This window comes from Halobacillus sp. 12SKB, assembly GCF_052941655.1.
Map to the genome: position 1 here is coordinate 452450 of NZ_JBRFWR010000001.1, position 25164 is coordinate 477613.

At 43.8% G+C, this 25164-nt stretch carries 22 protein-coding genes; 7 read left to right on the plus strand and 15 right to left on the minus strand.

Annotation, left to right across the window (positions count from 1 at the left end):
* Positions 1–184 precede the first annotated feature (184 nt).
* Positions 185–1579 (plus strand): L-cystine transporter, encoded by a 1395-nt coding sequence (locus tag ACQ4XT_RS02220; RefSeq protein WP_446852320.1) that lies wholly within the window; start codon positions 185–187, stop codon positions 1577–1579.
* A 41-nt stretch (positions 1580–1620) separates the two neighbouring features.
* On the opposite strand, the gene ACQ4XT_RS02225 is transcribed toward ACQ4XT_RS02220, so the two are convergent.
* From ACQ4XT_RS02225 to pgsB, 4 genes are read right to left on the minus strand one after another with little or no spacing between them, the layout of a single operon-like run.
* Positions 1621–3468 carry a gamma-glutamyltransferase family protein gene (locus tag ACQ4XT_RS02225; protein WP_446852321.1) on the minus strand — a complete coding sequence of 616 codons (1848 nt, stop codon included), beginning with the start codon at positions 3466–3468 and terminating at the stop codon, positions 1621–1623.
* 13 nt (positions 3469–3481) lie between these two features.
* On the minus strand, positions 3482–4738 hold the full coding sequence (locus ACQ4XT_RS02230) for a CapA family protein (protein WP_446852322.1): 1257 nt from the start codon (positions 4736–4738) through the stop codon (positions 3482–3484).
* 13 nt (positions 4739–4751) lie between these two features.
* Complete coding sequence (pgsC, locus tag ACQ4XT_RS02235) at positions 4752–5201, minus strand: poly-gamma-glutamate biosynthesis protein PgsC (RefSeq protein ID WP_446852323.1); 450 nt, start codon at positions 5199–5201, stop codon at positions 4752–4754.
* Between the two features lie 21 nt (positions 5202–5222).
* The gene (pgsB, locus tag ACQ4XT_RS02240; protein ID WP_446855555.1) at positions 5223–6470 is read right to left on the minus strand and encodes a poly-gamma-glutamate synthase PgsB; all 1248 of its coding nucleotides are present in this window, start codon (positions 6468–6470) and stop codon (positions 5223–5225) included.
* Positions 6471–6839: 369 nt separating this feature from the next.
* Between pgsB and ACQ4XT_RS02245 the strand changes: the two genes are divergently transcribed.
* Positions 6840–9359, plus strand: a complete 2520-nt coding sequence (locus tag ACQ4XT_RS02245) for a cyanophycinase (protein WP_446852324.1) — start codon at positions 6840–6842, stop codon at positions 9357–9359.
* A 66-nt stretch (positions 9360–9425) separates the two neighbouring features.
* Here ACQ4XT_RS02245 and ACQ4XT_RS02250 read toward each other — a convergent pair whose 3' ends face one another.
* The 6 genes from ACQ4XT_RS02250 to ACQ4XT_RS02275 form a co-directional block, all read right to left on the minus strand.
* On the minus strand, positions 9426–11420 hold the full coding sequence (locus ACQ4XT_RS02250; RefSeq protein WP_446852325.1) for a penicillin-binding transpeptidase domain-containing protein: 1995 nt from the start codon (positions 11418–11420) through the stop codon (positions 9426–9428).
* 132 nt (positions 11421–11552) lie between these two features.
* Positions 11553–13082: a BCCT family transporter gene (locus ACQ4XT_RS02255; RefSeq protein WP_446852326.1), complete on the minus strand. Its 1530-nt coding sequence runs from the start codon at positions 13080–13082 to the stop codon at positions 11553–11555.
* A 109-nt stretch (positions 13083–13191) separates the two neighbouring features.
* Positions 13192–14415: an MFS transporter gene (locus ACQ4XT_RS02260; protein WP_446852327.1), complete on the minus strand. Its 1224-nt coding sequence runs from the start codon at positions 14413–14415 to the stop codon at positions 13192–13194.
* A gap of 266 nt (positions 14416–14681) precedes the next feature.
* A complete protein-coding gene (locus tag ACQ4XT_RS02265; protein ID WP_446852328.1) occupies positions 14682–15125 on the minus strand; it encodes a DUF6376 family protein in 444 nt (147 codons plus the stop codon).
* 53 nt (positions 15126–15178) lie between these two features.
* Positions 15179–15550, minus strand: coding sequence for a VOC family protein (locus ACQ4XT_RS02270; protein WP_446852329.1), 372 nt, complete (start codon positions 15548–15550; stop codon positions 15179–15181).
* A 54-nt stretch (positions 15551–15604) separates the two neighbouring features.
* Complete coding sequence (locus ACQ4XT_RS02275) at positions 15605–16336, minus strand: ZIP family metal transporter (RefSeq protein WP_446852330.1); 732 nt, start codon at positions 16334–16336, stop codon at positions 15605–15607.
* Between the two features lie 260 nt (positions 16337–16596).
* On the opposite strand from ACQ4XT_RS02275, the gene ACQ4XT_RS02280 reads away from it, so the two are divergent.
* The gene (locus ACQ4XT_RS02280; RefSeq protein WP_446852331.1) at positions 16597–17403 is read left to right on the plus strand and encodes a CsxC family protein; all 807 of its coding nucleotides are present in this window, start codon (positions 16597–16599) and stop codon (positions 17401–17403) included.
* Positions 17404–17449: 46 nt separating this feature from the next.
* Here ACQ4XT_RS02280 and ACQ4XT_RS02285 read toward each other — a convergent pair whose 3' ends face one another.
* The 3 genes from ACQ4XT_RS02285 to ACQ4XT_RS02295 form a co-directional block, all read right to left on the minus strand.
* Complete coding sequence (locus ACQ4XT_RS02285; RefSeq protein ID WP_446852332.1) at positions 17450–18853, minus strand: hypothetical protein; 1404 nt, start codon at positions 18851–18853, stop codon at positions 17450–17452.
* 66 nt (positions 18854–18919) lie between these two features.
* A complete protein-coding gene (locus tag ACQ4XT_RS02290) occupies positions 18920–19654 on the minus strand; it encodes a CsxC family protein (RefSeq protein WP_446852333.1) in 735 nt (244 codons plus the stop codon).
* Positions 19655–19856: 202 nt separating this feature from the next.
* A complete protein-coding gene (locus ACQ4XT_RS02295; RefSeq protein ID WP_446852334.1) occupies positions 19857–20609 on the minus strand; it encodes a CsxC family protein in 753 nt (250 codons plus the stop codon).
* Positions 20610–20948: 339 nt separating this feature from the next.
* Here ACQ4XT_RS02295 and ACQ4XT_RS02300 point away from each other — a divergent pair, with 339 nt between their 5' ends.
* Both ACQ4XT_RS02300 and ACQ4XT_RS02305 read left to right on the plus strand, forming a co-directional pair.
* Positions 20949–22139 (plus strand): ParM/StbA family protein, encoded by a 1191-nt coding sequence (locus tag ACQ4XT_RS02300; protein WP_446852335.1) that lies wholly within the window; start codon positions 20949–20951, stop codon positions 22137–22139.
* Positions 22140–22150: 11 nt separating this feature from the next.
* Positions 22151–22519 (plus strand): dehydrogenase, encoded by a 369-nt coding sequence (locus ACQ4XT_RS02305; protein ID WP_446852336.1) that lies wholly within the window; start codon positions 22151–22153, stop codon positions 22517–22519.
* Between the two features lie 106 nt (positions 22520–22625).
* Here the strand turns inward: ACQ4XT_RS02305 and ACQ4XT_RS02310 are convergent, their stop codons facing one another.
* Positions 22626–23180 (minus strand): CotY/CotZ family spore coat protein, encoded by a 555-nt coding sequence (locus ACQ4XT_RS02310; protein ID WP_446852337.1) that lies wholly within the window; start codon positions 23178–23180, stop codon positions 22626–22628.
* Positions 23181–23418: 238 nt separating this feature from the next.
* Between ACQ4XT_RS02310 and ACQ4XT_RS02315 the strand changes: the two genes are divergently transcribed.
* Positions 23419–23844, plus strand: coding sequence for a hypothetical protein (locus tag ACQ4XT_RS02315; RefSeq protein WP_446852338.1), 426 nt, complete (start codon positions 23419–23421; stop codon positions 23842–23844).
* A 117-nt stretch (positions 23845–23961) separates the two neighbouring features.
* Positions 23962–24465 (plus strand): hypothetical protein, encoded by a 504-nt coding sequence (locus tag ACQ4XT_RS02320; RefSeq protein ID WP_446852339.1) that lies wholly within the window; start codon positions 23962–23964, stop codon positions 24463–24465.
* A gap of 161 nt (positions 24466–24626) precedes the next feature.
* Here ACQ4XT_RS02320 and ACQ4XT_RS02325 read toward each other — a convergent pair whose 3' ends face one another.
* Complete coding sequence (locus ACQ4XT_RS02325) at positions 24627–25142, minus strand: CBO0543 family protein (RefSeq protein ID WP_446852340.1); 516 nt, start codon at positions 25140–25142, stop codon at positions 24627–24629.
* Positions 25143–25164: the final 22 nt, after the last annotated feature.

The following is a 25164-nucleotide window of genomic DNA, read 5'->3' on the forward strand; positions in this document are numbered from 1 at the left end:
ATAATACATCTCCTTTTCCTTGTCAATTTATTGAGTTCATACATTAAACCTCCTGCTCATACCTTCTGTATATGGAGGCTCCATTTATTTTTCTTATTGACAGATGTTAAATACTGGTGTAAATTTAAAGCCGACCATTTCAATCGGTTTAATATACTAATGTTTAAAAGGAGGTAGTAAGAACATGGAAACATTTCTCGTTATCGTCAACATCGCTCTTATTTTAGCGCTTATATTTGTACTCATCCGTATGCAGCAAAAACACGTCTCTTTCAGCAAACGCGTCTTTGCGGGGCTTGGACTCGGGGTGCTCTTAGGTGTGTACTTACAGTTCGCTTTTGGAACTGATTCCAGCATCACCGCACAGACAACAGATTGGTACAACATTGCCGGACGTGGGTATGTACGCTTACTTATGATGATTGTCATCCCGTTAATTATGGTGTCCATCATCCAATCCATTATCAACCTTGAAAAAACGTCACAGTTAGGGAAAATCTCCCTATGGATCATCGGTGTCCTTGTTGGAACCACGGCAATTGCAGCACTTGTGGGAATCGGAAGCTCCTTTTTGTTCGATTTGAATGCAAGTGAAATTGAAGCCGGTCAAGCGGAAGAAAGCCGGGGGTTATATTTAGAAGAACGCCTGACCGATGTTCAGGATATGTCCACACCACAAAAGATACTCGAATTTATTCCAGCGAACCCTTTTCTTGACATGACTGGAGATCGCGCGACGTCTACCATCGCCGTCGTCATCTTCTCTGCCATCATCGGAATCGCTGTCCTCGGGGTGCGTCGTAAACAGCCGGAACAAGCAGAAATGTTCGTAAAAATTGTTAACTCTTTTTACGCAGTTGTCATGCGGATTGTCACGCTTGTCCTACGCCTCACACCAATCGGAATTTTAGGACTGATGGCAACCACTGTAGCGAACACGGATATAGCCGGAATCCTTGAATTAGGAAAGTTCGTCCTCGCTTCCTATGCCGCCTTAGGTGTGATGTTCATCATCCACCTTGTGTTGATCGGGATCTTCGGGTTAAATCCTTTCACATATTTACGGAAAGTATTGCCTGTGCTAAGCTTTGCCTTCACATCAAGGTCCAGTGCAGGAACAATCCCACTGAATATTTCTGCACAGAAAAACAGCCTCGGAGTTGATGAAGGGGTTGCAAACATGTCAGCTTCCTTCGGTGCGACCATCGGGCAAAATGGCTGTGCCGGCATTTATCCAGCCATGCTCGCTGTTATGATTGCCCCTTCTGTCGGAATCGATCCATTGAGCCCTGGATTCCTTATCCAGCTCGTGTTGATTGTGGCCATCAGTTCATTTGGTGTGGCTGGTGTCGGTGGCGGAGCAACATTTGCGGCATTAATCGTGCTCTCTTCCATGAACCTCCCTGTCGCCCTTGCCGGATTACTTATTTCGGTTGAACCTTTAATTGACATGGGACGTACAGCATTGAATGTTAATGGTGCAATGACATCGGGAACATTGACCTCACGTGTCATGAAGACCTTGAATCTCGAGCGATTCAACGATAAAAAAGCCGTTGAAAAAGATATTGCGGTTTAACCCAAAAAAGGCCCCTCCATTTAAGGAGAGGCCTTTTTCATCTATTGTGCTGTACTCACATCATCCATACCATCCTGGTTCCCAATCTGCCATGTTCCTAAACGTCTAGGATCTCCGCCTCCGTACATTTGGAGGACATCCCCATTCGTGCGTATCCCAAGTCCCTGGATACCGCCATAGAAAACAGGAGAATCATGCTCAATGACAGAGTAGCCTTTCAGATCCCTTAAGCGGGCGATCGGCTGCTGCTCAATCAAATTCTCAACATGGACGACGTTATCTTCTGTATAAAAACGACTGCGGCTGATTGCCTGCTGCAACGTCAGCTGTTCACCAGTGTCTTCATTCCGCCCATATTCGTATTGGATCAAGGTTTGGATCAGCATGGCCGGGATTCTTTTCCCACCAGGAGAACCGATGCCGAGGACTGCTTTTCCGTCTCTTGCGAAGATCATCGGTGAGACGAACGAACGAGGGCGTTTGCCTGGTTCATAAGCGTTCATCGAATCTTCGGCAGTATCAAAGTTGTTCATTTGATGATTTAAGAAGAACCCATCCACGTACAGTCCTGAACCGAAGAATTTACCGAGTGAGTTCGTCGCGGAAACCATCATCCCGTCCTTATCAACAACCACAAAATGTGTTGTATTACGGTGATCCGCTTTTTCACCTGGTGCGGTATACAAGTCCGCAGAGCTTGTCAGTGCCTCACCACCGACAGAGAATTCCTCTTCAAACAACTGGTTTGTATATTCCGTTGAGGTCAATTTCTCCTGCTCGACTTCTTCAAACTCAGGGTCGCCCAGGGTGTAGACCCTGTCGGTGTAGACTTTGTCGACGATCTTATTCACAAGGTGGATATAGATATCTTCATATTGTTGGTCATTGACAATCTGTTCCATATTCTCAGGAAGGTTGCCATCAAGGAACGCTGGCCATCCGCCACCAGGCAGGGCATATTCCTCTTCCAGCACTTCATCCAGGTTCACTTCCAACTGTTCCAGCATCTTCAATGCCTGGATCACAATGATCCCAGATGTCGGAGAGGATCCGGCATACAAAGTCTGTCCCTTGAACTCCCCTTTAGGTGCAGGGCGCTTACCGACTTCATAAGCTCCAAGGTCGCCCGGTTGGAAACCGAGCTGGCTTGTTAATGAGTCAGCAATCTCCCCTTCATAAAAAGATTCTGCCCCTTGCTGCTGCAGTGTTTTTAATGTTTCCGCAAGTTCTGCCTGCACAAGAGTATCATTGATCTGTAACGGCCGGTCTTCAGGGTAAAACATGTTGTAAATGGCCGGATCTTCATTCCCTGATTGAATGAAACGCCTGGAGTTCTGAAGCTGCTCATTGAAGATCCGCCCGACTTTAATGCCTTCTTCACTGTGAGTAACGGCATCTTCCAGCAGCTCATTCCACTCCATTTTGTCTCCGTAATCTTCGTAAACCTCGCCCATCCCTTTCACAAAGCCAGGCACAGCAATCCCACGTTGTGGGCGCGCCCCGCTGACAGGAGCCGCTTCGCGGTAATCATACGTGATGGCTCCTTCATCCGGTTCGTGGACAATCATTTGTCCACCCCCGCCAATCCCGGAGCCATAAGGTTCAACGACATTCAGTACAAAGGAAACAGCAATGGCTGCTTCGGCAGCATTCCCTCCATCGTTTAACACCTTCATCCCTGCTTCTACAGCAAGGGGATGTACAGCACTGACGCCATACACAAAAGCTTCTTCCCCTGAAGAAGTATCCACTTCAACCGTCTCCTCACGACCTTGGACTTCGTAAGGTTCACGGAACTGGTCAAACTCTTCTTCAAAATAAACATTCCATCCAACTAAGCCGACAAAGATGATGCCGGCTAGTATATAGGTCACTTTCAAATCATTCAAACCTGTGGACCTCCTATCCTTCAATGACGCCAGCTTTTTTCAAATCGATCACAAGTCTGCCGTCTTCCATCCGCCATAGTTCATCGTCCAGTTCTTTCCTGAGCGTGCGGAAAATACGGTAATCACGGAATGGCTTCAAAATTCCATCTGTTTCTCTCGGTCTCGTATCGGATATTTGCATTGGGACGAAGGAAAGTTCCGCCCCCCCGTTTTGTAAAAAGTCGAGTTGAGCAAGTGTGGAGTCTTTCGTACGCGACCATCCCTGGTCAAAGACGAAATTCCCGAGACTGTTCATGACGATCGACGTCTTATCTTCACTCTGTGGGTCATCCGGATCTCTCTCGATATGTACACGAGTGATGGGCTCAAGCACGTGAGAGTGGTGGCCGATGATGACATCCGCACCCATATCGGTCATCAAATACGCTAGCGTTTCCTGCGTATCATTTGAACCGACCTGGTATTCATCTCCCCAGTGCGTATGGACCATAACGATGTCTGCCTGTTCTTTCGCTTCACGAATACGACTTTGCAAAACACCGAGACCAGCATTCGTCAAAACCCCGCCGACGTATTCACTGGCACTGTAACCTTGTACGAATACATCCGTGAATCCTAGAATCGCGACATTTCTTCCGTCCGCATCGAAATAATGAATTTCACCTGCATCCGTCAATGTTTCCTCTTCCTCAAACATTCCTTCTGCAGGGTCCAGGGCCCGGCCGATTCCCAGCAGATCAAGATCGAGACCTTCCATATGTTTCAGGGTTTCTTCTAATGAAAGATTCCCATAGTCCATCATATGGTTGTTTGCTAGATTGACAGAATCGAAGCCAGCATCCACCAGCGCCTCTTCAGCACCTTTGTCTGCATACAGGTGGATGTCTTTATTACGTAGTTCAAAATCTTCCATGACGGCCTCAACTTCAGGATTATCTGCATCAATGACCGGGTTTTCAAAATTCCCTGTGACATAATCAGACTCTTCAAAGTATGGAGTCACATAATCAAACACACGGCCAATCGGTTCTCCACTTCTCACCGCGGCATCACGGACGTGACGCCCAAGCATCATATCCCCGACCATCGAAATTCTGAACTCTACATCATCCGGGCGTGTATCTTGCGGCATCTCCGGCTTATCGATCCATTGATGACCGAAAAAAGGCACAGCCAATAGGGCTGCGAGAACCATGGAGTGGAAAGGCGCCTTTTTCTTATGCTTCTTGGTCCATACTTTCATCTTATATTTAAGATCTTTTTCTTCCATTGAAAAATCTCCTCTAAATCAAATGGTACGCCGAAATCAATACAAAAGTTGCGAACGCAATAAGGAAAGTGGCACTAAATGTAGGCAGCACTCCCTGCTTTTGTATCGAGTTTGCGATCAATCCAGGGACAATGACTCCGATTCCCCTTAATTCCATGACAGGAAATGGGGTGAGGGGATATAAATAATCCATCGACATCTTCATCAAAACCCCGACGGTCAACATCGCAGCAAATTTACGACGACCGTAAAGAACCGTAAACCTTGAGAGAACTTGAGAAACGAGTAAGTATGTAACCAAGCTGATCAATCCAACAGCTAATACGTACATCACTTGATCGAATATCAAAGCTATGTAGCCCGGGACAACCAGACCCGCGGGCACAATTCCTGTTTTCTCTGCATACAACAAACTTAATAAAACACCAATGACAATCGCGATATATAAATCAGTACCGAACACGTGGACTCCAACTCCCTACCATTATTTGTTCGTCTGCAGAACCTTTCGAGAAAAAGATCGGCTCGTTTCCGACTCTTCTATGACATCCCAGCCTGTTTCTTCTCGGGAAGAAGGACGGAATTCAAGCTCCTCGACAGCCGCCGCCACTTTCTCACCAGCTCCGACGATGTTTCCAATTCCGTAAATGACACTATCATCCGGAAGCTCTTTCAGATGATCGACAATAACCTCCGTCGATGCTTTTTCCAAGTTTATAAGATTGAGAGGCCTGATTTCCCCTTCCTCATAGGCTTTGGTAATCGGCCACACACTTTCTCCCATGACAATTAACCGCTCCATTTCGATATGGGGCAGGACATTTTCTGCAAAGTCGATCGTCCGCTCTACCCGGTCGCTTCGGCAGCTCATAACGACCGTACGCTCCTGATCCGGGTAATCCAACTGTTGAATTCTTTCCCAAATGTTCAACGTTGATGTCGTATCATTCGCAGCGAAACCGTTAAAGAAGTACTTAGGCGCTTCCTCCTTACCGAAACGGTGGACACGCATCGCTCCTGGATCGACAGGTGCCTGCAGCATGCCTTCGAGCGCAACTTCACGATCGATATCCAAAATTTCTGCAACCGCCATCGCAAGAGCCGCATTTTGAGGGAAAATCATGAACGGGAACTTTTGTAAGTACGCTTCATCAATCCAGCTTTCATCCGCAACGACGACTTTCGAATTCTTCCGGCGCGCGACTTTCTCAAAATACTTCTGATATGGCGTTTCCGGTATGATGACATAGCCGTTTTCCGGAATGGTCGAACTGAAAGCTTCCGCAATATCATCAAGGGTCGGACCCATCACATCCATATGGTCTTCAATGACATTGGCGATAATGGTAATATTCGCCTTCACCAGGCGCTCCTGGAAGACCTTCTGATATTCAGGGTTTACAGCCATACATTCACTGACAAAAGCATCCGCTCGCCGCTTCACCACTTGTTCCGTAATTTTCATTTGTTCATTAATATTCGGACCTTGCAGACCACGGACAATCGGTTCTTCCTCATCCTTATCCCAATAAAACATCCGTGCTGACGTCCCTGTCGTTTTTCCAACCACTTTCCGCCCGTCCTGTTTCAGAATTCCCATAACAAGACGAGTGACCGTCGACTTACCCCGGATTCCATTTACAAGAATCCTTGTAGGAATTTTTTTCAATCGGCGATCAAGCTTATATTTTTCCCAAAGACCTACAACAAGCACAAAAACAAAGAAGATCATCAGGTACGCTAACTCATCCACTAACTTTCACATCCTTATCTAGTTCCAAAGATACCATGAACTCACTCTCTCTAAAACTAACAGATTATTACAACATACGCCACCGCTCGGCATAAGTCCTAGTATTCTACCATACCCTATTGAGAGATTTTTAATTAGAATTTTCGAAATACTTACGCAGAAATAACCTTCGCTTAGAAGAATTGTCCACACCTATTTACCGGAGAATAATTGGTGCTTTTTCAACTGTTCTTGAACACCCATTAATACCCAATAAATCACATACTCCTTATGCTCAGCGCCTCCTCTTTTTGGCATGATAATTGCTTATTAATTATTGAAATGAAAAATTAGAAAGGAGCATGCACGATGTACAATCGAAAATGGCTATTCATAGTGTTCGTGACGATTATGACTTTTTCGTCTTTCGTTCCTTCTGTCTCAGCGGTAAAAAGTGAAAAAGAGGGGATTAAAGGGAGCCTGGTCATTGTAGGAGGAGCTCTTGGCTCAAGCAACCGTGAAGTGTATAAGAAGTTCATCAATCTTGCCGGGGGAGCAGAAAAAGCCCGGATTGGTATCGTCCCCGCCGCTTCAGGTTCCTTGAGGTCCTCGGAACAATTCAAAGAAGACATGATCACCTTTGGACTGGATCCATCAGATGTGGAAATTCTCGAATTATCAAATCATGACTTTAAAGAAACGGAAGCGAATGAACGAAAATGGAAAAGCAACGCACAAAAAAATAAAGTGACCAATCAAATTAAGGAGCTTACAGGCATTTGGTTTGTTGGGGGAGATCAATTAAAGATCACAGACACCCTTCTCAAACCGAACGGAAAGAACACAAAAGCCCTTGACGCTATATGGGAAATCTACAAAGACGGAGCCGTTCTTGGCGGGACAAGCGCAGGAGCAGCGATCATGAGTGACGTCATGATCACAGGGGGAGATAGTCTTGGTGGATTCAATCAATCATTCATTTATGAAGATATTTCAAACCCTGATGAAGAATCTTCGCCTGTTTTCATTGAACAAGGTCTCGGTTTCTTTCAATGGGGGATTGTTGACCAACATTTTAACGAACGATCAAGGCTTGGCAGGTTAGCTGCCACTGCACTGAAGTATGAAGACCAAGGGAACTTTGCTTATGGAATTGACGAAGACACGGCAATGGTTGTATCCAATGAACAACAAACCATTGAAGTGATTGGCAGAAGTACCGTTACAGTCCTTGATGTTTCCCATGCTTCTGTTGACGGAGGGTCCATAAACGGATTGGGTTTAAGCTACCTGGCAGCAGGAGATCAAGTGAACGTACAAGATAAAAGTTTTCATATAGATGAAGCACGCAGCCTCGAAACAACAGGCTATGAGTATTTCAACTTTGAACCTCTCCCTGCTACGGGTGTGCTGACTTCCTATGGTACATTACCAAATTATCTTTCCTACTCTCTTGTAGATAACGCTGCAGCTGAAAAAGTAAAGAGTTACCTTTATGACAGTACAGGGGAAGGGTATGAACTGACTTTTAAACAGACGACTGATACGAAAGGATATTGGGGATATGAGGACGGGCAAAAAGATTCCTACTCTATTACACATGTCACAATGAATGTAACCCCTGTTAACGTACAGTTCAAAGACAATACAGACCTTTTTAACGATTACCAGTCGTCCTCTTTCATTATGCCTGACTATTCCTTTAACCCCGATACCCAAGGATCGCTTATCATGGCAGGTGGTGCCCTGGGAAGCTCAAACGAAGATGTGTACGAAGCGTTCATCGCAAGAGCTGGAGAGGATGGAAAGTATGGAATCATCCCTGCTGCAAGTTCAAGTCTGAAAAGTTCCAACCAATTCAAGGAAGATTTAATATCCTATGGAGTTGATTCAGAAAAGGTAGACATCCTCCCTCTATCGAATCATGATTTTAAGAATACGAAAGAGGATGAGAGTCAGTGGTTAAAGAACAGAAATGATGAAGGTTTAGCAGAACAAGTAGAAAGCTATGACGCCATATGGTTTGTTGGTGGCGATCAGACGGATATTACAGATTCCCTGCTGAATAAGGATGGATCACAGTCTAAAGTTCTGGATAGTCTATGGACGATTTACGAGGAAGGCGCTGTATTAGGAGGAACCAGTGCAGGCGCTGCGATTATGAGCGATGTGATGATTGCTGGCGGTGGAAGCTTTGATACATTAAGCAAAGGATTCACAAAAACCTATGACAGCATGTCTCAGCAGGAAGGCGGCCCTGCGTATCTTGAAAAAGGTCTGGGCTTCTTCCCCTACGGGATCATCGACCAGCATTTTGATAATAAAGCACGAATAGGTCGATTGATTGCGACAGACGCTGCTCATGGGGCCAACGATGAATTTTCCTATGGCATTGACGAAGATACCGCTCTAATTCTGGACAACAAAGAAAAAAATTTAAGCGTGGTCGGTCGTGCAGGGGTTTCTGTCATCGATATGGATGAACAAAAAGAAGACGATGATTGGAAAGGTTACGAGGGGATCGGTCTATCATGGCTTACTTCCGGCGATCAACTGAACCTCGATACGAAAGAATTCTTGATCAGTGACCATAAAGTGTCGACCAAAGACTATGAGTATTTCGATTATGAAGCCGCTCCAAACTCAGGTGTGTTAACTCCACATGCAGATTTAAACAAATATTTATCTTATGCTTTATTGGATAACGTTCGCGAAACAGAGGTTAAAAGCTACAGCTTTAATAAAGGAAAAGGTTTCGAACTGACCTTCAGAGAAGGAGATGACACTGAAGGATTCTGGGGCTACAAAGATGGTAACAAGGATGACTACTCTTTCTTGAATGTCTACTTAGATATTCACCCCGTTGAAGTGAACATCCAACACCGTTAAGAACAGATCAAAAAGGTATAGACAAATGACAAAAGGTTCTTCCCGAAAAGGGAAGAACCTTTTGTTTTATTGCAACTCTTCGAAAATATTCTTCACTTTCGGCACAACATAGTGACTTCCACCCTCAGCATCTTCAATCATCATCGAAACCATAAGATCCTGACTTTCCGTATCCCACGCAATGAACCATCCATTCTCCTGTCCATCCTCCTCCTGGGATTGTTTTAATTCGGCCGTTCCTGTTTTCCCAGCAAGAGTCATCCCTTGCATGACAGCCTCATGAGCTGTCCCTGCCGGATCCTCCACAACAGCTTTCAAATCTTCCCTTATGATCGAAGCTGTTTCTTCACTCATCACGTTCTCATGCCAGATCTTCCCCTCTTCTTCAGAAGCGACCAACCTTGGTTTCATAACGTCCCCACCGGTCACGAAAGGCGTGTAAGTAAGCGCTAAGTGAAGACTGCTCATTTGGACTTCCCCTTGACCAAAACCGGTGTCACCGAGTAATGCGTCCCTGTCGAATTGCTCTCCATTCAACAGCTGAGAATTTTCAATTGGAAAACTCAATGGAAGCTCTTCACCAAAGCCGAATTCACGTGCCTCCTGAAGGAAGGTTTCCCCACCGATTTCGAGGATCTTGCGGGCAAAATAAATGTTATCTGAACGCACAAGCGCGTCTCTTAAATTCACTTGTTCATCTTCGGCTGCCCCTGGCACCCTTGTTACTGTGTATCCGTTCTGCTCAAACGTCGTTCCTTTAATGGAGAGTTCTTCTTCTGGTGTAATGATCCCTTGTTCCAGACCTACGGATGCGGTGATCGGCTTGAATGTCGATCCGGGTGAATAGGTGCGGTTGAATTTGTTCAAGGTCGACTTTTCGTCGCGACCTAGTAAAATCGCATTTGGATCATATGCAGGAGCACTGACAAGAGCAAGGACATCACCTGTCATCGGATTTACTGCAGAAGCTGCCCCTGATTCTCCTGACAATTGTTTGTGAAGGGATTCCTGCACTTCCGATGATATCGTCAGGTTAAAATCTTTTCCGTCCTTCGCCGCTGTTTCAGCTAAGACCTCTTTCGTTTCTTCCGCGTCTGTCTGTATAACGACCTTTCCACCTTCCTCCCCCCTCAATTGATCTTCAAGAACACTTTCAAGCCCCGTTTTCCCTAGTTGATCTGCAGCTGTATAGCCTTCACCTTCCAGCTCTTCAAGTTCATCTGCTTGAATCGGCCCTACATATCCAATTAAGTGAGCAGCCGCTTCTCCTAAAGGATAGCTCCTCGCTTCTTGATCAGCTTGGAATGTAACTCCACTGGGCAGGTCATCATCCTTAAGTGCCTCGATCGTCTCTTGATCATTTTCAGCTACAGCTCCCACAGGTACGAATGTATCTGCCGTAACCCAGGATTGATTCAACTGCTGATCGATGTCCTCTACAGTTGTATCCAAAATCTCAGCGACCGCTTTTTTCAGCGTCTCTGTTTCCTCTTCCGTGTGTTCTTCCATCCAATCCGGTACGAGACCAACCTCAAGAACACCTCCATTTACAGCCAGCGGACTTCCATTTGCATCAAAAATTTCACCACGTTCCGGATCCAATGTCCATGCTCTTACCTCGTCTCCCTCTTCCATTTGAGGAAAGATCATCGAAGAGTTCCACTGCACAGCCCATTGGTCACTCTCCTCTCCTTCTTCATAGACGAGCGTGGCCGCGTGAGAAAATTTAATCGATCCTCCCAATGAATCCAACGCCCCTTCAAATTCAAAGGAAGGTGTATCTTCTGTTTCATACTCCTGTTCTTCATCTGGAAGTTCGTATGTAAGCGAGAGGTTTGCCATGTCAATTCCTTCATAAATCGTTGTATATCGATCGACAAACTCCTCTTTACTCAAGAGTTGCTTGGAATTCTCACTGAGAGCCTCATACATTTTCCCATATTCTCCATTCTCCCAGTGATCCATATAGGAATGGAAAGCATCTCCCGGCTTCGGCTGTTCCGAGCAGGATACTAGTAAAATCAACCCAATTCCAACAAACATGAACCGCCACCACTTCATATTTACCTCTCCCCTTTACATATATAGACAAAAATAACCTATTTTCATCATAGTACATTCCTGACTAAATGAACAGAAAGCCACACCACATATAAAACCCCCTCCTCATAACATTATGAAGAGGGGTACGGTTTACCTTATATTATGGCTCCATGCACGATCTTCATCGATCATGCGCTTCGCAGCGTAAATGAGGATGAATTGAATGATGATGACTGGTAGACCCATTAATCCAGAAATGACCTCCAGCGGTGCCAACCCACCGATCCTCATCAGAACAAGAGCAAACCCAGTAATAATTGCGGCAATGATAATCCTTAATATCTTCGGTGGTTCAAATTTACTCATGTCCCTTGTACTTGTGTAGGCGGCGACGGTGTAGGTGGTCGAATCCAGTGTTGTCGTCAGGAAAATGAGAGCGACAATCATGAAAATAATGATAGCCACTTCACCGAATGGAAGAGTAGAAAGAATATCAGGAATCGCAGCCATTCGATCATTTTCTTTAACCAGATTCAAAACGGAAAGATCTCCAGAGAGATAGCGGTGGACACCCAGTCCACCGAGTACCCCTGTCGCTATCCAGGAAATCAGTGTAGGTGCGAGCAAATATGTCAAAATCATTTCCTTGATTGTCCGCCCCCTTGAGATCTTTGCAGCAAACACACTGTGCAGCATCGCCCAAGTCGCACTGTAGGCGTACCAGAAAACGGTATTACTCTGAACATGCGAAGCTTCTCCCTGATGAACGGAGTCTGTATTCAGTGACATATTCAAATAATTGGATAATAAGAACGATACGCTGTCCGAGAAGTAATTGAGGATGAACACACCAGGTCCGCCAATTAAAATAAACACAGCAAAGAAACCTGCAATACACATGTTCCACGTACTCAATCTCTTGATTCCCCGCTCGATGCCGAGATAGGCACTTAACGAGAATAAAAGCACCCAAATGATTGTAACGGTAATCGTCAGGGTGAAGTTCACTTCAATTCCAAACAAGTGAGATAAATTCTGCGTTATTATCGGTGCTCCAAGACCTAACGTTACAGATGCACCTGCAAGAATACTGATTAAGAACAGAACATCCAGCATTCGGCCTCCGATGCCGTCTGTAAACTTATCACCGAACAGCACCCGGCACGCTTCTGAAATTCTCATCAACGGTCGCTTGCGGACATGAAGAATGTACCCCATGGCAGGAGCTATCATGACGAAAATGGCGAATACTTGGAACCCCCATAAAAACATACTGTAAGCATTCCCCCACAGCAATGCTTCAGCGGATCCTGCTTCCACCCCGGCAGGTGGATCGTTAGCTACAGAAGTCCATTGCAGCATCCCTGTCCGCATGATGGTCGAACCGACGCCCATCGCAATTAAGATGGAGGCATATTCAAATAATGTAAAACGTGGCTTTTCTTTGGGATCACCAAGAACCACCTGTCCATATTTAGAAAAAGATAAATACAACCCGGCTGCCACTAAAATGACACCATACCAAAGATAACCCCAACTGAAGTTATTCACGATGGAATCAAAAATGGCATTCAGCAGTTCCAGTGATTCTGCCTCATACAAGGCGAATGGAATGCTGATGCCAATCATTATGATCAATGATGGAACAAAAATTTTATAGTCGATCAACTTCTTTCTCATCCAATCCTCCTAAGTTATGTAAGATTCTCCTCCCTTTCTACCCGCTGGAGCCTTATCCATAACTTAAATGAAACAATTTTCATATAACGATTTGGATGATGGGATTCTTCTAATTCACTCTCTTCAATTCTTGAGCGTTTTCCACACCTTCACCATCTTCTTGTTCCTCATCTTCCTCCTTCTTTATCTGCTCATAACGCTGGCGCTGGCGGTAGCCATAAGTGGAAGAAAGAACCACCTCTTCTTTTTCAAGTGCAGAACCGAGTGCTCCAATAATCGTAGAAACACTCGTTGCGGTCCAGGCGATATAAAAATAATTGATATACCCTACCTCACCCGTTAACTGTGACTTCAACATACCCATTGGAATGAAGGCAACCACCGCAAGAGAGAAAATAAAGAACAGAAGCATATAATACAAACTGACAGAAACCAAAAGGGTCAATACTGTAGCCCCGTTATACAGCTTTCGTAAATACGGTGCTCTCTTGTCGTTCGGTTTTTCCCATAGTTTATGAGCAAGGATGATCCACCCGACCATCGCTGCTATGGATACAACTGAAAGCATGAACATGCGCCATATGCCGTAATTGTTGCTCAGATTCCATAATGTCGGGAACACCAGGGCATAAGCACCTGTCGTAAAAGCAAACACGATGACTTTCAGGAAAGCCGGAAACATGGCCCATGGACGATTGGCACGAACCATACCAGTCAACAGCCGCAAAGCGCCACTGATCCGGGACTTCACCGTGAACCGGACATCGATGTTTGAATCCTCTTCATGAGGGGTTTCTCTCTGGATCGGTGAAAGCCATTCAACCCCCCTTTTCCCCATCAGTCTTGTTGAGCTTTTATTTCTCAATTCTTCATGCTGGTCATCATCTTTCGACCGAATTCTATGTTCTGCCTGCTCGCGTTCTTTGTCAGAACTGCCATAATAAATTTCATTCACAAGTTGTAGAATAGACTCTCTGACTCTCTTAATCATAGGAGTTGATCCAAGGCCCGGCAGACTAATCAAAGCAACATGTCCATCTTCATACGCTTCCGCTACAACCGGAAATTTCCCTTTGAATAATGGCAGGTCTGTCAGACATACAGCAAAATCCCAGTTTTTCTTTTCACTTCTGTCCATCGTCGCTTTCAGAACATCCTCTGAATTTTCCGTAACTCCTGTAAGCGCATCGACGGTATATTCCACTTCCCAGTTGTAATTGTCTTCTACATAATAGCTGAGGAGCTCAGGAAGTTCTTTTACCAAAGCCTCTCCCAATTTTTTAGGATATCCTGGTGCTGTAATTAAACCCAGCCTTTTTTCTTCTCGTCCCATAGCCTTCCCTCCAAATCCCTACAAAACTATTTTTTAAGAATATATATCCGTAATAAAAGATTTTAAACGGAAAAAAATGACACGATTCATGAAATTGCAGGGTGGAGAGGATCTCAAATTCAATCATGTTGGAGGTAGATAGGTGCCCACGGATTAGATCGCACGCGCAAAGGTGAAAAAAAGTCCCGAAATATAAAAAAACTACAGCCCTTGTCCATTTGGGCTGCAGGTTCTGTATGTTCAGATATAATAAGGAAAGGTCTCTATCATTCGCCGAATTGTTGTATTTGGTCAAGAAGGCTTGTAAGCTCGTTGAGTGTCTGGAAGACTTCTGTATTTTCAAGCACTGACGGATCAAGCTGTCCATCTTCCATATTGGCGAGGTAAATATCAATTCCCTCAAGGGCTCGGTTATTTTGATCGACCACTTGTTGGTGCAAATCATAAGCAACCTCCGGGGCATCAAGTTCGTTGAATTCCTCGATATCTTCTTTCATACCTTCAAGTTTTGTTTCCAGTTCCCGGGCTGCTTGCGGATCTGTTATGGCACGCTCAGCTAGTGTCGGGGCTTCTTCTGCAAACGTGTTGGCTTCATTGGCATATTCTGTTGCTTCGTTGACGTACGAGAGAGTGTCATTCACTCCATCGATCAGTCCACATCCTCCAAGAAGGGATACACTTAACAAAACCGTAAGAGCCGTTTTTTTCATAGTCTTCTCCCCTTTCCCCTCACATTCATCTACTATTGATAGAATGCACGCTCCTATTTGTTAAACTCAATAATATTTCCATCCGGATCACTGATGTAAACCTGATGCCATTCGGTTTTGTTCTCAGGCTTGTTCAGCATTTCCACACCATGTTCATCCAAGCGGCGAATGAAAGCCTCCATATCCTTCACCCTTACTGCAAAATGTCCATCCCGGGAATCAATTTCGGTTGTCCCACGGAAAGTTCGTCCTTCCTTATGTACAATAAGATGAATCTGCGTGGAACCAACCTGATACCAGGCACCAGGAAAACCAAAGTCAGGGCGATCCCGACTTTCTTCAAATCCTAATACATTTCCATAAAAGTGCTTCGCTCTTTCAATATCCATTACTAATAAGGACACGTGGTGTATACCTTCGTACATCTCTTCCACTCCTTTTTCCTTTTCTAACAGTGTAATGGAAAAGATGACGAGTAGCTACCGGAACCACTCCACCACTCCAATCATACTAAGAAGCCCGAGGAGAAAAGAAAATGTAGCAAGCCTCTCATATCCATGACCATGCGTTTCCGGAATCAATTCTTTATAGACGATGAATAACATCGCTCCAGCAGCAAACGCAAGACCATACGGAACGAGAAACAAGGCGATATGAACCATAAAGAAGCCAAACACACTAGCTAAGCATTCGATGGCTCCTGTTAAAAAGGCCATTGCCACCCCTAACGATTTACGCACGCCCTGATTCAATAAAAACAAGGCGACAAGAAAGCCTTCCGGAGCATTCTGCAAGCCCATCGATAAGGCGACAACCAGTCCAAGGTTTTCAATTTCACTCGCCAGGCTTGCTCCAACAGACAGACCTTCCGGGATATTATGCAACGTCATAGCCGCAACAAACATAAGTCCCTGCTGAGGAAGTTGTACATCACTTCGTTCATGGTCAAGATCGATGTGTGGGATCAAGTATTCCATTACGTTCAATAACAAGGCACCCACAAGAACTCCAAAACACAGTACATATAAATTGGTTAATTTAAGCGAAGCAGGGATTAACCCATACGTCGAAGCGGCCACCATAATCCCAGCTGTATAAGCTAGAATACTATCCATCCGTCTGTGGGAAATGGAACGTATGAATAATACAGGAAGAGCCCCAACACTTGTTGCAAACGCGGACATAATCATCACCCACAGACTCCACTCCATAGCATCCCCCCTGTTATGGACAAAGCTTTTCTTTTTTACCCTATGACCAAGCCTCCCAAATTAGACTCCCCCAAGCGTGCCAGACCGAAATTTCCATACCGTCCATCTCATAGTTTCAGAGGGAAAGCACCTATTTTTAAAGCCTATCGTCACTCGTCCATTCACCTTCCTTCATAGAGACATATAGTATTAATGAGTCAAAAGGAACTTGTCTGAAAGAAAGATAGACTTTTGACAAAAATATAGAAGGAGTGAACAATATGAAGAAAAACACAGGATGTGGAAATGGATATGGACACGGTAAAAAATGTCCACCACTATCTAGCGATGTAGCCAAATCCAGGAGTCTCTTCACTGAATCGACAGAGTTTTCTTCTGATGATACAGAACAAACGGTCATTCTTGGTGACGTGTTGATCCAGTCTCTTACCGAGGCGGACTTCAAACTACCATCGTATGCCAGAGCCATTAAAAACATCGAGAAGAACGTTTCCTTGACGCAGTGTAAAGCGATTCCTGTCGTAGGAAACCCAGGGTATGTAAAATTGTTTGTTGAGGGAGTTGTACACAAAAACATTCAGTACGTAGAAGACGGTTATGGATATGTCAAAGACTACAGCATCGACATCCCATTCAAAGCGTACGACCAAGTACAGCTTGCAAACCCAGTGGACTACCCATTTGGTTTCGAATACAGCATTAAAGAAAATGTTCTTCAGCGCCGTGAGCTTGCTAAAGGCGGCATGGGTGCCAACCGTTGCGAATTTGGTTCTTTGACGTTCGAAATTAACAACGAACCTATCAAATGTAAGCTTCTTGCTTCTGCTGTGAACCAGTGGGACATCGTGCATCATTTTGATAACTGGGGACGTTTCAACAAAGTAACGGAAAAAATGGACATCAATCTTGTCGTCAAATTGACCCAAAAACAGCAACCTGAATTCACCCCTCCAACGCTTCCGCCAACGGATAATGGCGATAACGGCGGAGAAGAAGATGCTCAAGCTTCAACAACTCAACAACAAGAAACGGTTTACAGCCGCTTCAGAAAAATCATCGGTCAATAAAAAAACAAGAGATGCTCCTTAATGGGGCATCTCTTATTTAATAGAATTATATGTGTACATATTGTTTCTGAAAAAAATCATAGAGAATTTGAGCGGAACCGTCAATATGGAGTTTCCCATCCGTTACAGAGGCATCGCTATAACTGATAAAATCCACACTCTGCGCTTCTACTTCTACCGGATCAGCAAAGGTTTGAACAAACTCATAGTGGACGTTTCCTGTCCCGTCACGATCAAACGTATATTCCTTTCGATCTGCAAATGGGATCTGCGGCTTGCTCTTCCAATTTACACATACTGTCTTCTCCCATGGCATGGTCTGTTTGAGTTGCTGCAATGATTCTCCATTGTCATAAATGACCTCCACCATGAGTACACCGCTGAGAAAAACATAAGAAGACGGCAGAACAACCGTTTCATTCTGAGAGTGAATAGATAAATGTATTTCTATGATTTCACAAAGATCATCAGGAATATTCAACGCTTCCATAAGGTTCACGTCAACTATCTTAGTAGACAATAAGACGGGCACTTTTACGGTCATGTTCCACGAGGGACTCGACGATTCTTCCACTTCTTCACATAGGAATTCCAAAGAAGAGGAACTCTCCATCACTTCCTGCTCGTGCTCACAAAGAGGTTCTTCTTCTTCCAACATACAAGATGGACTTTCATCCAGAGAAGGGAAGATTGCGGAAGATTCTTCCTCCTCGTAAGACCATTCAATTTTTTCTGACCAGGAACTGGATTCATCCAGCATGGAGCAAACCTCATGAAAAAGGTTGTCGGATGTGCTTTCTTTCATTGCCTTTTCGTCTAACTTTTCTTCCTCTAAGAACATGGAAGATTCGCTATCCAAGATGATGTTTTTTTGAGCCTGGTAGTGGTCTTTAAATCCTTGACGATCGTCCGAAGACTCTCCCATGGAAGAAACGATATCCGTTAATATCGAGTAGTCTTTAAAATCAATGTCTTCCTTTTCTTGAGGATCATTCATTGAACTCCAGTCTGGACTAGGATCCTCTTTTAATAAGGCTAGTATTTCTGGCAAGAACGGGTTGTTGTTCTTCCATCCCCTTTCAGATTCCACATGAGGAGGATCCAATGATTCATCAAAGAAATCTTCCTTCATATCTGAACTTTCGATGATGGACCTGGAGTCTTTCCGGAACGAAGACATCCGTTTCCGGTTCTCTGCTAATACATGTTCTTCCGTATCATGATCCAAAATTTTTGAAGGTGGGGAAATGACGGGGCGAGGCATTTCTCCACCTGAGTCGTAAGGAGAATAGATGTCATGGTGATCTTCTGAAACTGAGAGATCTTCCTCGAATTGAAAATTATAGGAAGGATTTTCTTTTCTACGCTCTCGCTTTGTTATTTTTGGCGGTGTATCATACGATCGTTTCGTCCAACGCGTTTGATTGAACTTGATTTCATCTCTCTTCATATTACTCAGAAAGGTGCTTGCCCTTCAGCATCCTTTCTCCCCTCCTTTCTGTCCTATACTTGTCACTCAGCAATCATCATTGGAAGCTGAAGCTACGCGGATTTGCTGGTCTTGAAGAACTTTCAAGCAAATGTCGAGCACCATTTTTTCTTCAACTTGAGTAAAGTACCCTTCATTGAATGGTGAAGAACCAGGAAGAGGTTGACGATCGATGGCCTCATCCCATTCGATAATCTTACTGGAAAGAAGTTCACAATAAGGAAGCTCATTATAATATTGGCTGCTCTCCTGGTGGTATTGAGAAAGATCACTGCTCAACAGTTCATCCTTTTCAGGGAATCCAGAAGGTAAAGGTTGAGATACGGCAAAGTCAAATTCTTCACGCTTATTATTTTTCGGCATGACCGGCATGGATAAGAAGTCTTTGACTTCAATGACCGTATCGAATGGAATATCAACGGTGAATGAATGTAGATCTGAAGCGACCGTCGTATCCGTGCTCATTTCAATTTCGTTCGATGGACTTGCATATTGGATATTTTTACGGACGAATCCTTTAATGAATATTTTTTTTGTCGGGAGGAGTAAACGACATTGAGTCAAAGCGACTCTTTTCTTAATATCTTTGATTTCAAGAACAGGTTCTGGAAAAGTGATGGTTTCATTTATGTTCAGCTGGACATTAAGTTCGGCGAGAACGACCGGCACCTTTGTGACGATTTTGCCAATACTCACATGAGGCTTGCATGGCTTACAATACCCTTTTTCACACTCATAAGAATCGTTATGTTTATCAGACATTCGATGGCCTCCTAAACGAAAGATATCCCCATGGTATGTAGAAGAACTGACAATGTCTGGGCTCTTATCTCGAGTTTGAGATACGTTCAAGCCAACAAGCTTATGAAGGATGAACCATCAGACGCCTATGGAATAAAATATGAAAAACACGGCCCCTTTCATGGGGCCGTGTTTTCTTTGTTTCAATACTTACCCGTTTCCATTAAAGTTCTACTTGTTGCTTTTGCAAAACTTTAATACGGAACCTGAGCATCATCTTCTCAACCATGTGGTGGAAGTAGCCTTCATCAACCGGACCGTAAGAATGGCGGTCTGTTGCTTCATCCCACTCGATGATGTCACTTGCGACAAGCTCACAGTACGGGAGCTCGTTGTACGCTTGTGTGCTCTCCTGGTGGTACTGAGAAAGATCGCTTGATAGAAGTTGATCTTTTTCAGGGAAACCTTCACCCAAGTCCTGAGCACGGAAGAAGTCAAATTCCCTTCTTGTATTGGCTACAGGAAGTTGGACGGATCCCTCAAGATCTACAGTAGTCATGCACTCAAAGTGAATTTTAGTCGTCAATGACTTCATATCCGATGATACACAATCACCTGATGCACCGTAAACCGGGCTTGCATATTGGATATTTTTGCGAACGTACCCTTTGATGAACAACGGAAATTCTCCGTCGCTGAACAGATCATCGCTGCCTGTTGAAGTACGAGTCATCAAACGACATTGAGTGATTACCACTCTTTTCTTAATGTCTTTGATTTCCAGTACAGGGTGCTCGAACTTGATGTTTGCTACAAGGTGAGTCGTAACATCATAGGCTCCGAGTTCTACAGGAACTTTGATTGTAGGATTCATATCCGGGTTTACTGGAGTATCCGCTTCCGTGTTTGTGCAATTGTCAACTGAGGCTGACGCATTAAGGTTTACACATTGATCGTGACAATTATCTTTTTTCATCACTATTTTCCTCCTTTATATTAACCTCACTGTATTCTATGCAATCTACTCTATTAAGCATGGTCAGATGATGGAGTATAAACGTGGAACTTTGAACAAGTCTTCCATTTAATAGATAACCTGCAGTCTTTATCTACTTTCCTTAAAAGTTTCTTATACTGTAAGTTCTATCTTCTCTCATTGGCTCATGGTTTCCACCCTTTTTGGCGCAATTCTCACCTCCTTTCGGTCGGTTCGCACTCCATCTCGATCTGAATTTTGCAGATTTCGAGACAGTAAATTGGGTATTCGCACAGGGACGGCCACTTCTACATAGGTTGTAGAATGAGGAGGTTGAAAATGAACAGAAACAATTTTCTTGCCGTAGATGTCGGAAACAGCTGGTACAAAGCGTTGGTATCCGATCAAGGAGAAACATTTGATTATCAGATGCCGAATGCAATTGCCTTGTTTGATGAGGAGTTTTACGAGAAACCTTATGATGAAGAGGATGTGGATCTTGAGGAAAGTTTGATCGTTGAAATCAAAAGCCCTTCCATACAGGATCGGCGAGAGATCTTTTATATTGGTAAGTCAGCGATGCAGCAGAAAAATGTCAGTTTAACGTCATTCAATAATCAAAAAGTTGACGAAGAACGCACCTACCTTCTGCTTTTTGCAACCGCTGCGTATCATGCTTTACTGACAAACCCAGCTGAAGGGGATCTGCAATTTACAATCGACCAGCTGGCGGTATCGTTACCAACGACCCAGTACAAGGAAAAGAAAGATATCTTTAAACAGCGTTTAATTGGAAATCATACGGTCATTTTTCATAAAGTGCCGGGCATACGAGAACCGAAGGAAGTCGCTGTCAAAATACAAATTGAAGATGTCATTGTAGGTGCGGAAGGCGCGCTTGCCTACTTAGCTTTGACGCGAGATCAGGAGACGCTGATGATTTCTGACGATTCACTCGTAAAGGATTCTTCCAAAGGCATCCTCATCGGTGACCTCGGTGGAGATTCTGTGGACTTTGTAGGGATCAAAAAAAATAAACCGGTGGCATCTGTCGAAGGTGAGCCGTTCGGCATCAACCAATTCCTCGACCATATCATACAAAAAGTAAGTAAAAATGAAATGTACAGCTTCAATTCTCGTTCGGAGCTTGAAGAAAAACTTGTGGCCGGACAGTCCGAATGGTATGTTGAACCATTCGCAGGAGTACGAAAAGATATTAGCAAATACATCACCCCACAGCTGCGTTTAATGGCCATCAAGTATCTTGAACATTTCGACCGAGTGAGAAGCCGTTCCAATGAAATCAAGGGTGCCTCACGTTATATTGCGGTCGGCGGAGCCGCTGAAATCGCTGAAAAACAAATAAAAGAAGCAGCCGTGAAATGGAATGAGCGCGGCCGTCCGATCGATTTGTTGTTCCCTGAAAACATGTCGCAATTGAATGTCCAGGGATTGATGATTCTTGCTAAGATGCAGTGGATCAGCAAAAACAAAGAATACGCGGACGATTACGCCTATACCAATAGTTAGAGGGTGAAGGAATGTCAAACGTATATCACGATTACTTTAAAGAAACCGTGCTTACGATCCCTGATTCCTTCATTGACATAAAAACAGGAGACCACCACGCAGTCTCCGATGAAATTAAAAAGGAAATTTCCTATCATTCAGAAAATAACACCTTGAATCATTTGATATTCTCTGCCTTGAACCACTACTTTCATAAAGCGGCTGCTTCTCAGCCAGAGGGTACAAATGGGGTCTTATCTGAATTGCTGGAAATAAAAAGATTGCTGGCGGGAGGCTCTTACCAGAAGGGAAATGTACCACTTTCCAACAAAAAAACAACGGGTTCACAGGAGATGGACATTCAGGAAATCGAGGAGCTGTTAGAAGCTTTCGGAGGGTAAGCACATATGTACAGAAGGTAGGCTGCTGAAGCTACCTTCTTTTTTTGCCGGTTCATGCATAGGAAAGGTCATTCGTTATTTCGACACTTTGAAACAGGACGTTCTTTTATAAGTGAACGGCTGGCAGACAGGTAATTGCACAGAAACAAGACAAATCCACAGTGATGCAGATCCCAGTTCCGACGAGGTCATTCAGGCTCTTATGGTCTAGCTGATGACAGGCGGACCCATGCTTGCTGTGACAATGCTTCGGATGCTTTTCTTTCAAGTCTGATTTAAAGTCAAGAAGCTCAAGAACCGCACAGTCTTTATTCAATTCTTTAATTTTAAAAATGTGGGTATGGATACACTTGATTTTATCTTTTGAATGACAGGAATAAGTAGCTACTCCTGTGCCTTTGAAAGGTTCACAACCGCAATATAAAAGGAAAGGAATGGTGTTTTTCTTCACACGCTTCTCCCCCAGCAGCTCATTGATGGATTGCTGGCAGGACGTGTGGCAATCATCTTTTTTCACTTTCTTTTGCGCATAAAGGATCGCCTCTAAAACTTCTTCTACACAGTTTTTATAATGTTTCATTTTATGTTGTTTATCTTTTTTTCCACAGCACCCACTTTTAGGGTGGTGATCGTAGTCATAGTCATACGCTCGATAACTCATATTTTCACTCCTTAATGATTCAGTTACCGTATTATACGTGTGGAGATGATTTTCGTTTGATATGTGCGCCCACAACAAGGGAATTTTCTTCTCCTTCAGAAGAAAAGGATGAATCCTGGACACACCCACCACCAAAGTCCTATTATAGGACTTTTTCATTATGAGCGTATCGTACCTTGGTTCACTTCTTTCCTTCACTTATACTAAGAATAATAGAAAGGAAAGGTCAGTGATTTTCATGCTTTACATACGGCAGGTTGAAGATATTATTAAGGAGACACTGCTTGAACATCAACTGGATATCAATTATGAAATCAATAATAAACTTCCAGCACCTATGAGTTATAATGTATCCACAAATACAGTGAATTTTAACTATCTACAAATCAATGGATATATGAGTAAAATAAAAGTAAATGAACCTGAAGAAAACATTGTGAGAATCATCCTTTATCATGAAATCGGCTACTACCTGACATTTAAGAAACATAGACATGACCTGCGCACACTTATGTACGGTGAAGATAAGGAGATTGAAGAGCTGAAGTCTGTTATTGAAACGAATGCATGGAACTATGGCCGTGCATTGGTTCCCGATTATTTGGTTGAAACTTACGACCTTGTGCGGGAGAAGGACGAGAGCCTTCTGCAAGGGTTGAAATAAAAAATTCCTTTATTCTACAAATTATCCTTGAAAATGGAAGGTCATCGTATAGATCTTGTAGAAATAGTTATACAGTCACTACATGATTAGGCTTAATAAAAAAGGAAGGTGAATGGCATGTTCAAGAATCGTTTATTCAAGAATGTTCTATTCCGATGGATGCCACATAAAGAGCAAAGCATTTGCGAAAAAAGATTAATCAAAGTGGTCAAACGCCTGAAGGTTGAGAATTTCAATTTTAATTGGGACCGTAACAGTTGTTTTGTGGAGTTTACATATCAAGGGGAGAGCTATCGTCTCGAGCATTCCGTTGATAAAGCCAAAGAAAAAGGCATTATTTTAAGGAATGGTTTGGACTGCTTGAATGAATTGACACAGTCACTCGAAGATTTGGGGTTGATTATTGACCGTGGCATGTATGACTTCGACACTTGGATTGCCGGCATGAGACAGTCACCTTCCGTTGAGGAACCGCATGAAGTGCAGGATGAGTTCCAACTCAAATATAAGTCTCTCGGAAAACAAGCGGGAGAAGAAACGATTGCACTTAAACCAGAAACTTCTTTTAAAAAGTATGACGACAGCCATTCATCATCAAAACCACGAACGCAAATCAAATAAAGAAATGACCTGCCTCTTCATCAATAAGGGGCAGGTCATTTTTTATTGATTTTTTTCTTCCCAATGTAGGTCCACATGGCTACATAAGTGGTAAAAAGCAGGATCAAAAACATAGGCACAGATAACACATCACGTATAATCACGGTTTCATGACATCCTTTCTATTTTAAACTGTCCAAGGGAAACGGAAAGAATACGTAGAAAAGGACAACAATGGGCACGGATACCAGAAGACCCCGGACTGGGTTTCTGTAATGAAGATAAAGGACGACGAATAGCACGGTGTTCAACGGAATGTTAAGCCAGTTGTTCCACCCATGATCATAGACGTACATCCCCTTTAGTGAAAACAACCATTCCAATACCGTGTAAAATACGACCCAGACTGTGATATAGATGAACTGGTTGCTTCGCGTTTGGGGAAATCGCTGCAAATAGATTATTAAGCCGACAGGGCAGATGAAAAAAGTGAACGCCATGTTGATGATGGAATGGTTCAGCCACTCCATCGTCACTCCACGGAATGCCCACAGTGTGTGATTGTAATAAAGGAAATTATAGGTCATGTTAACAGCAATGAAAAATAGAATCGTCGGATATTGCTTCCCTACCTGCTTCCAGTCAACAAATCGATAAGCAAAAAGGATCCACACCACGATGACTAATAATAGGTACATATACCACCACTCCAAGGAATTA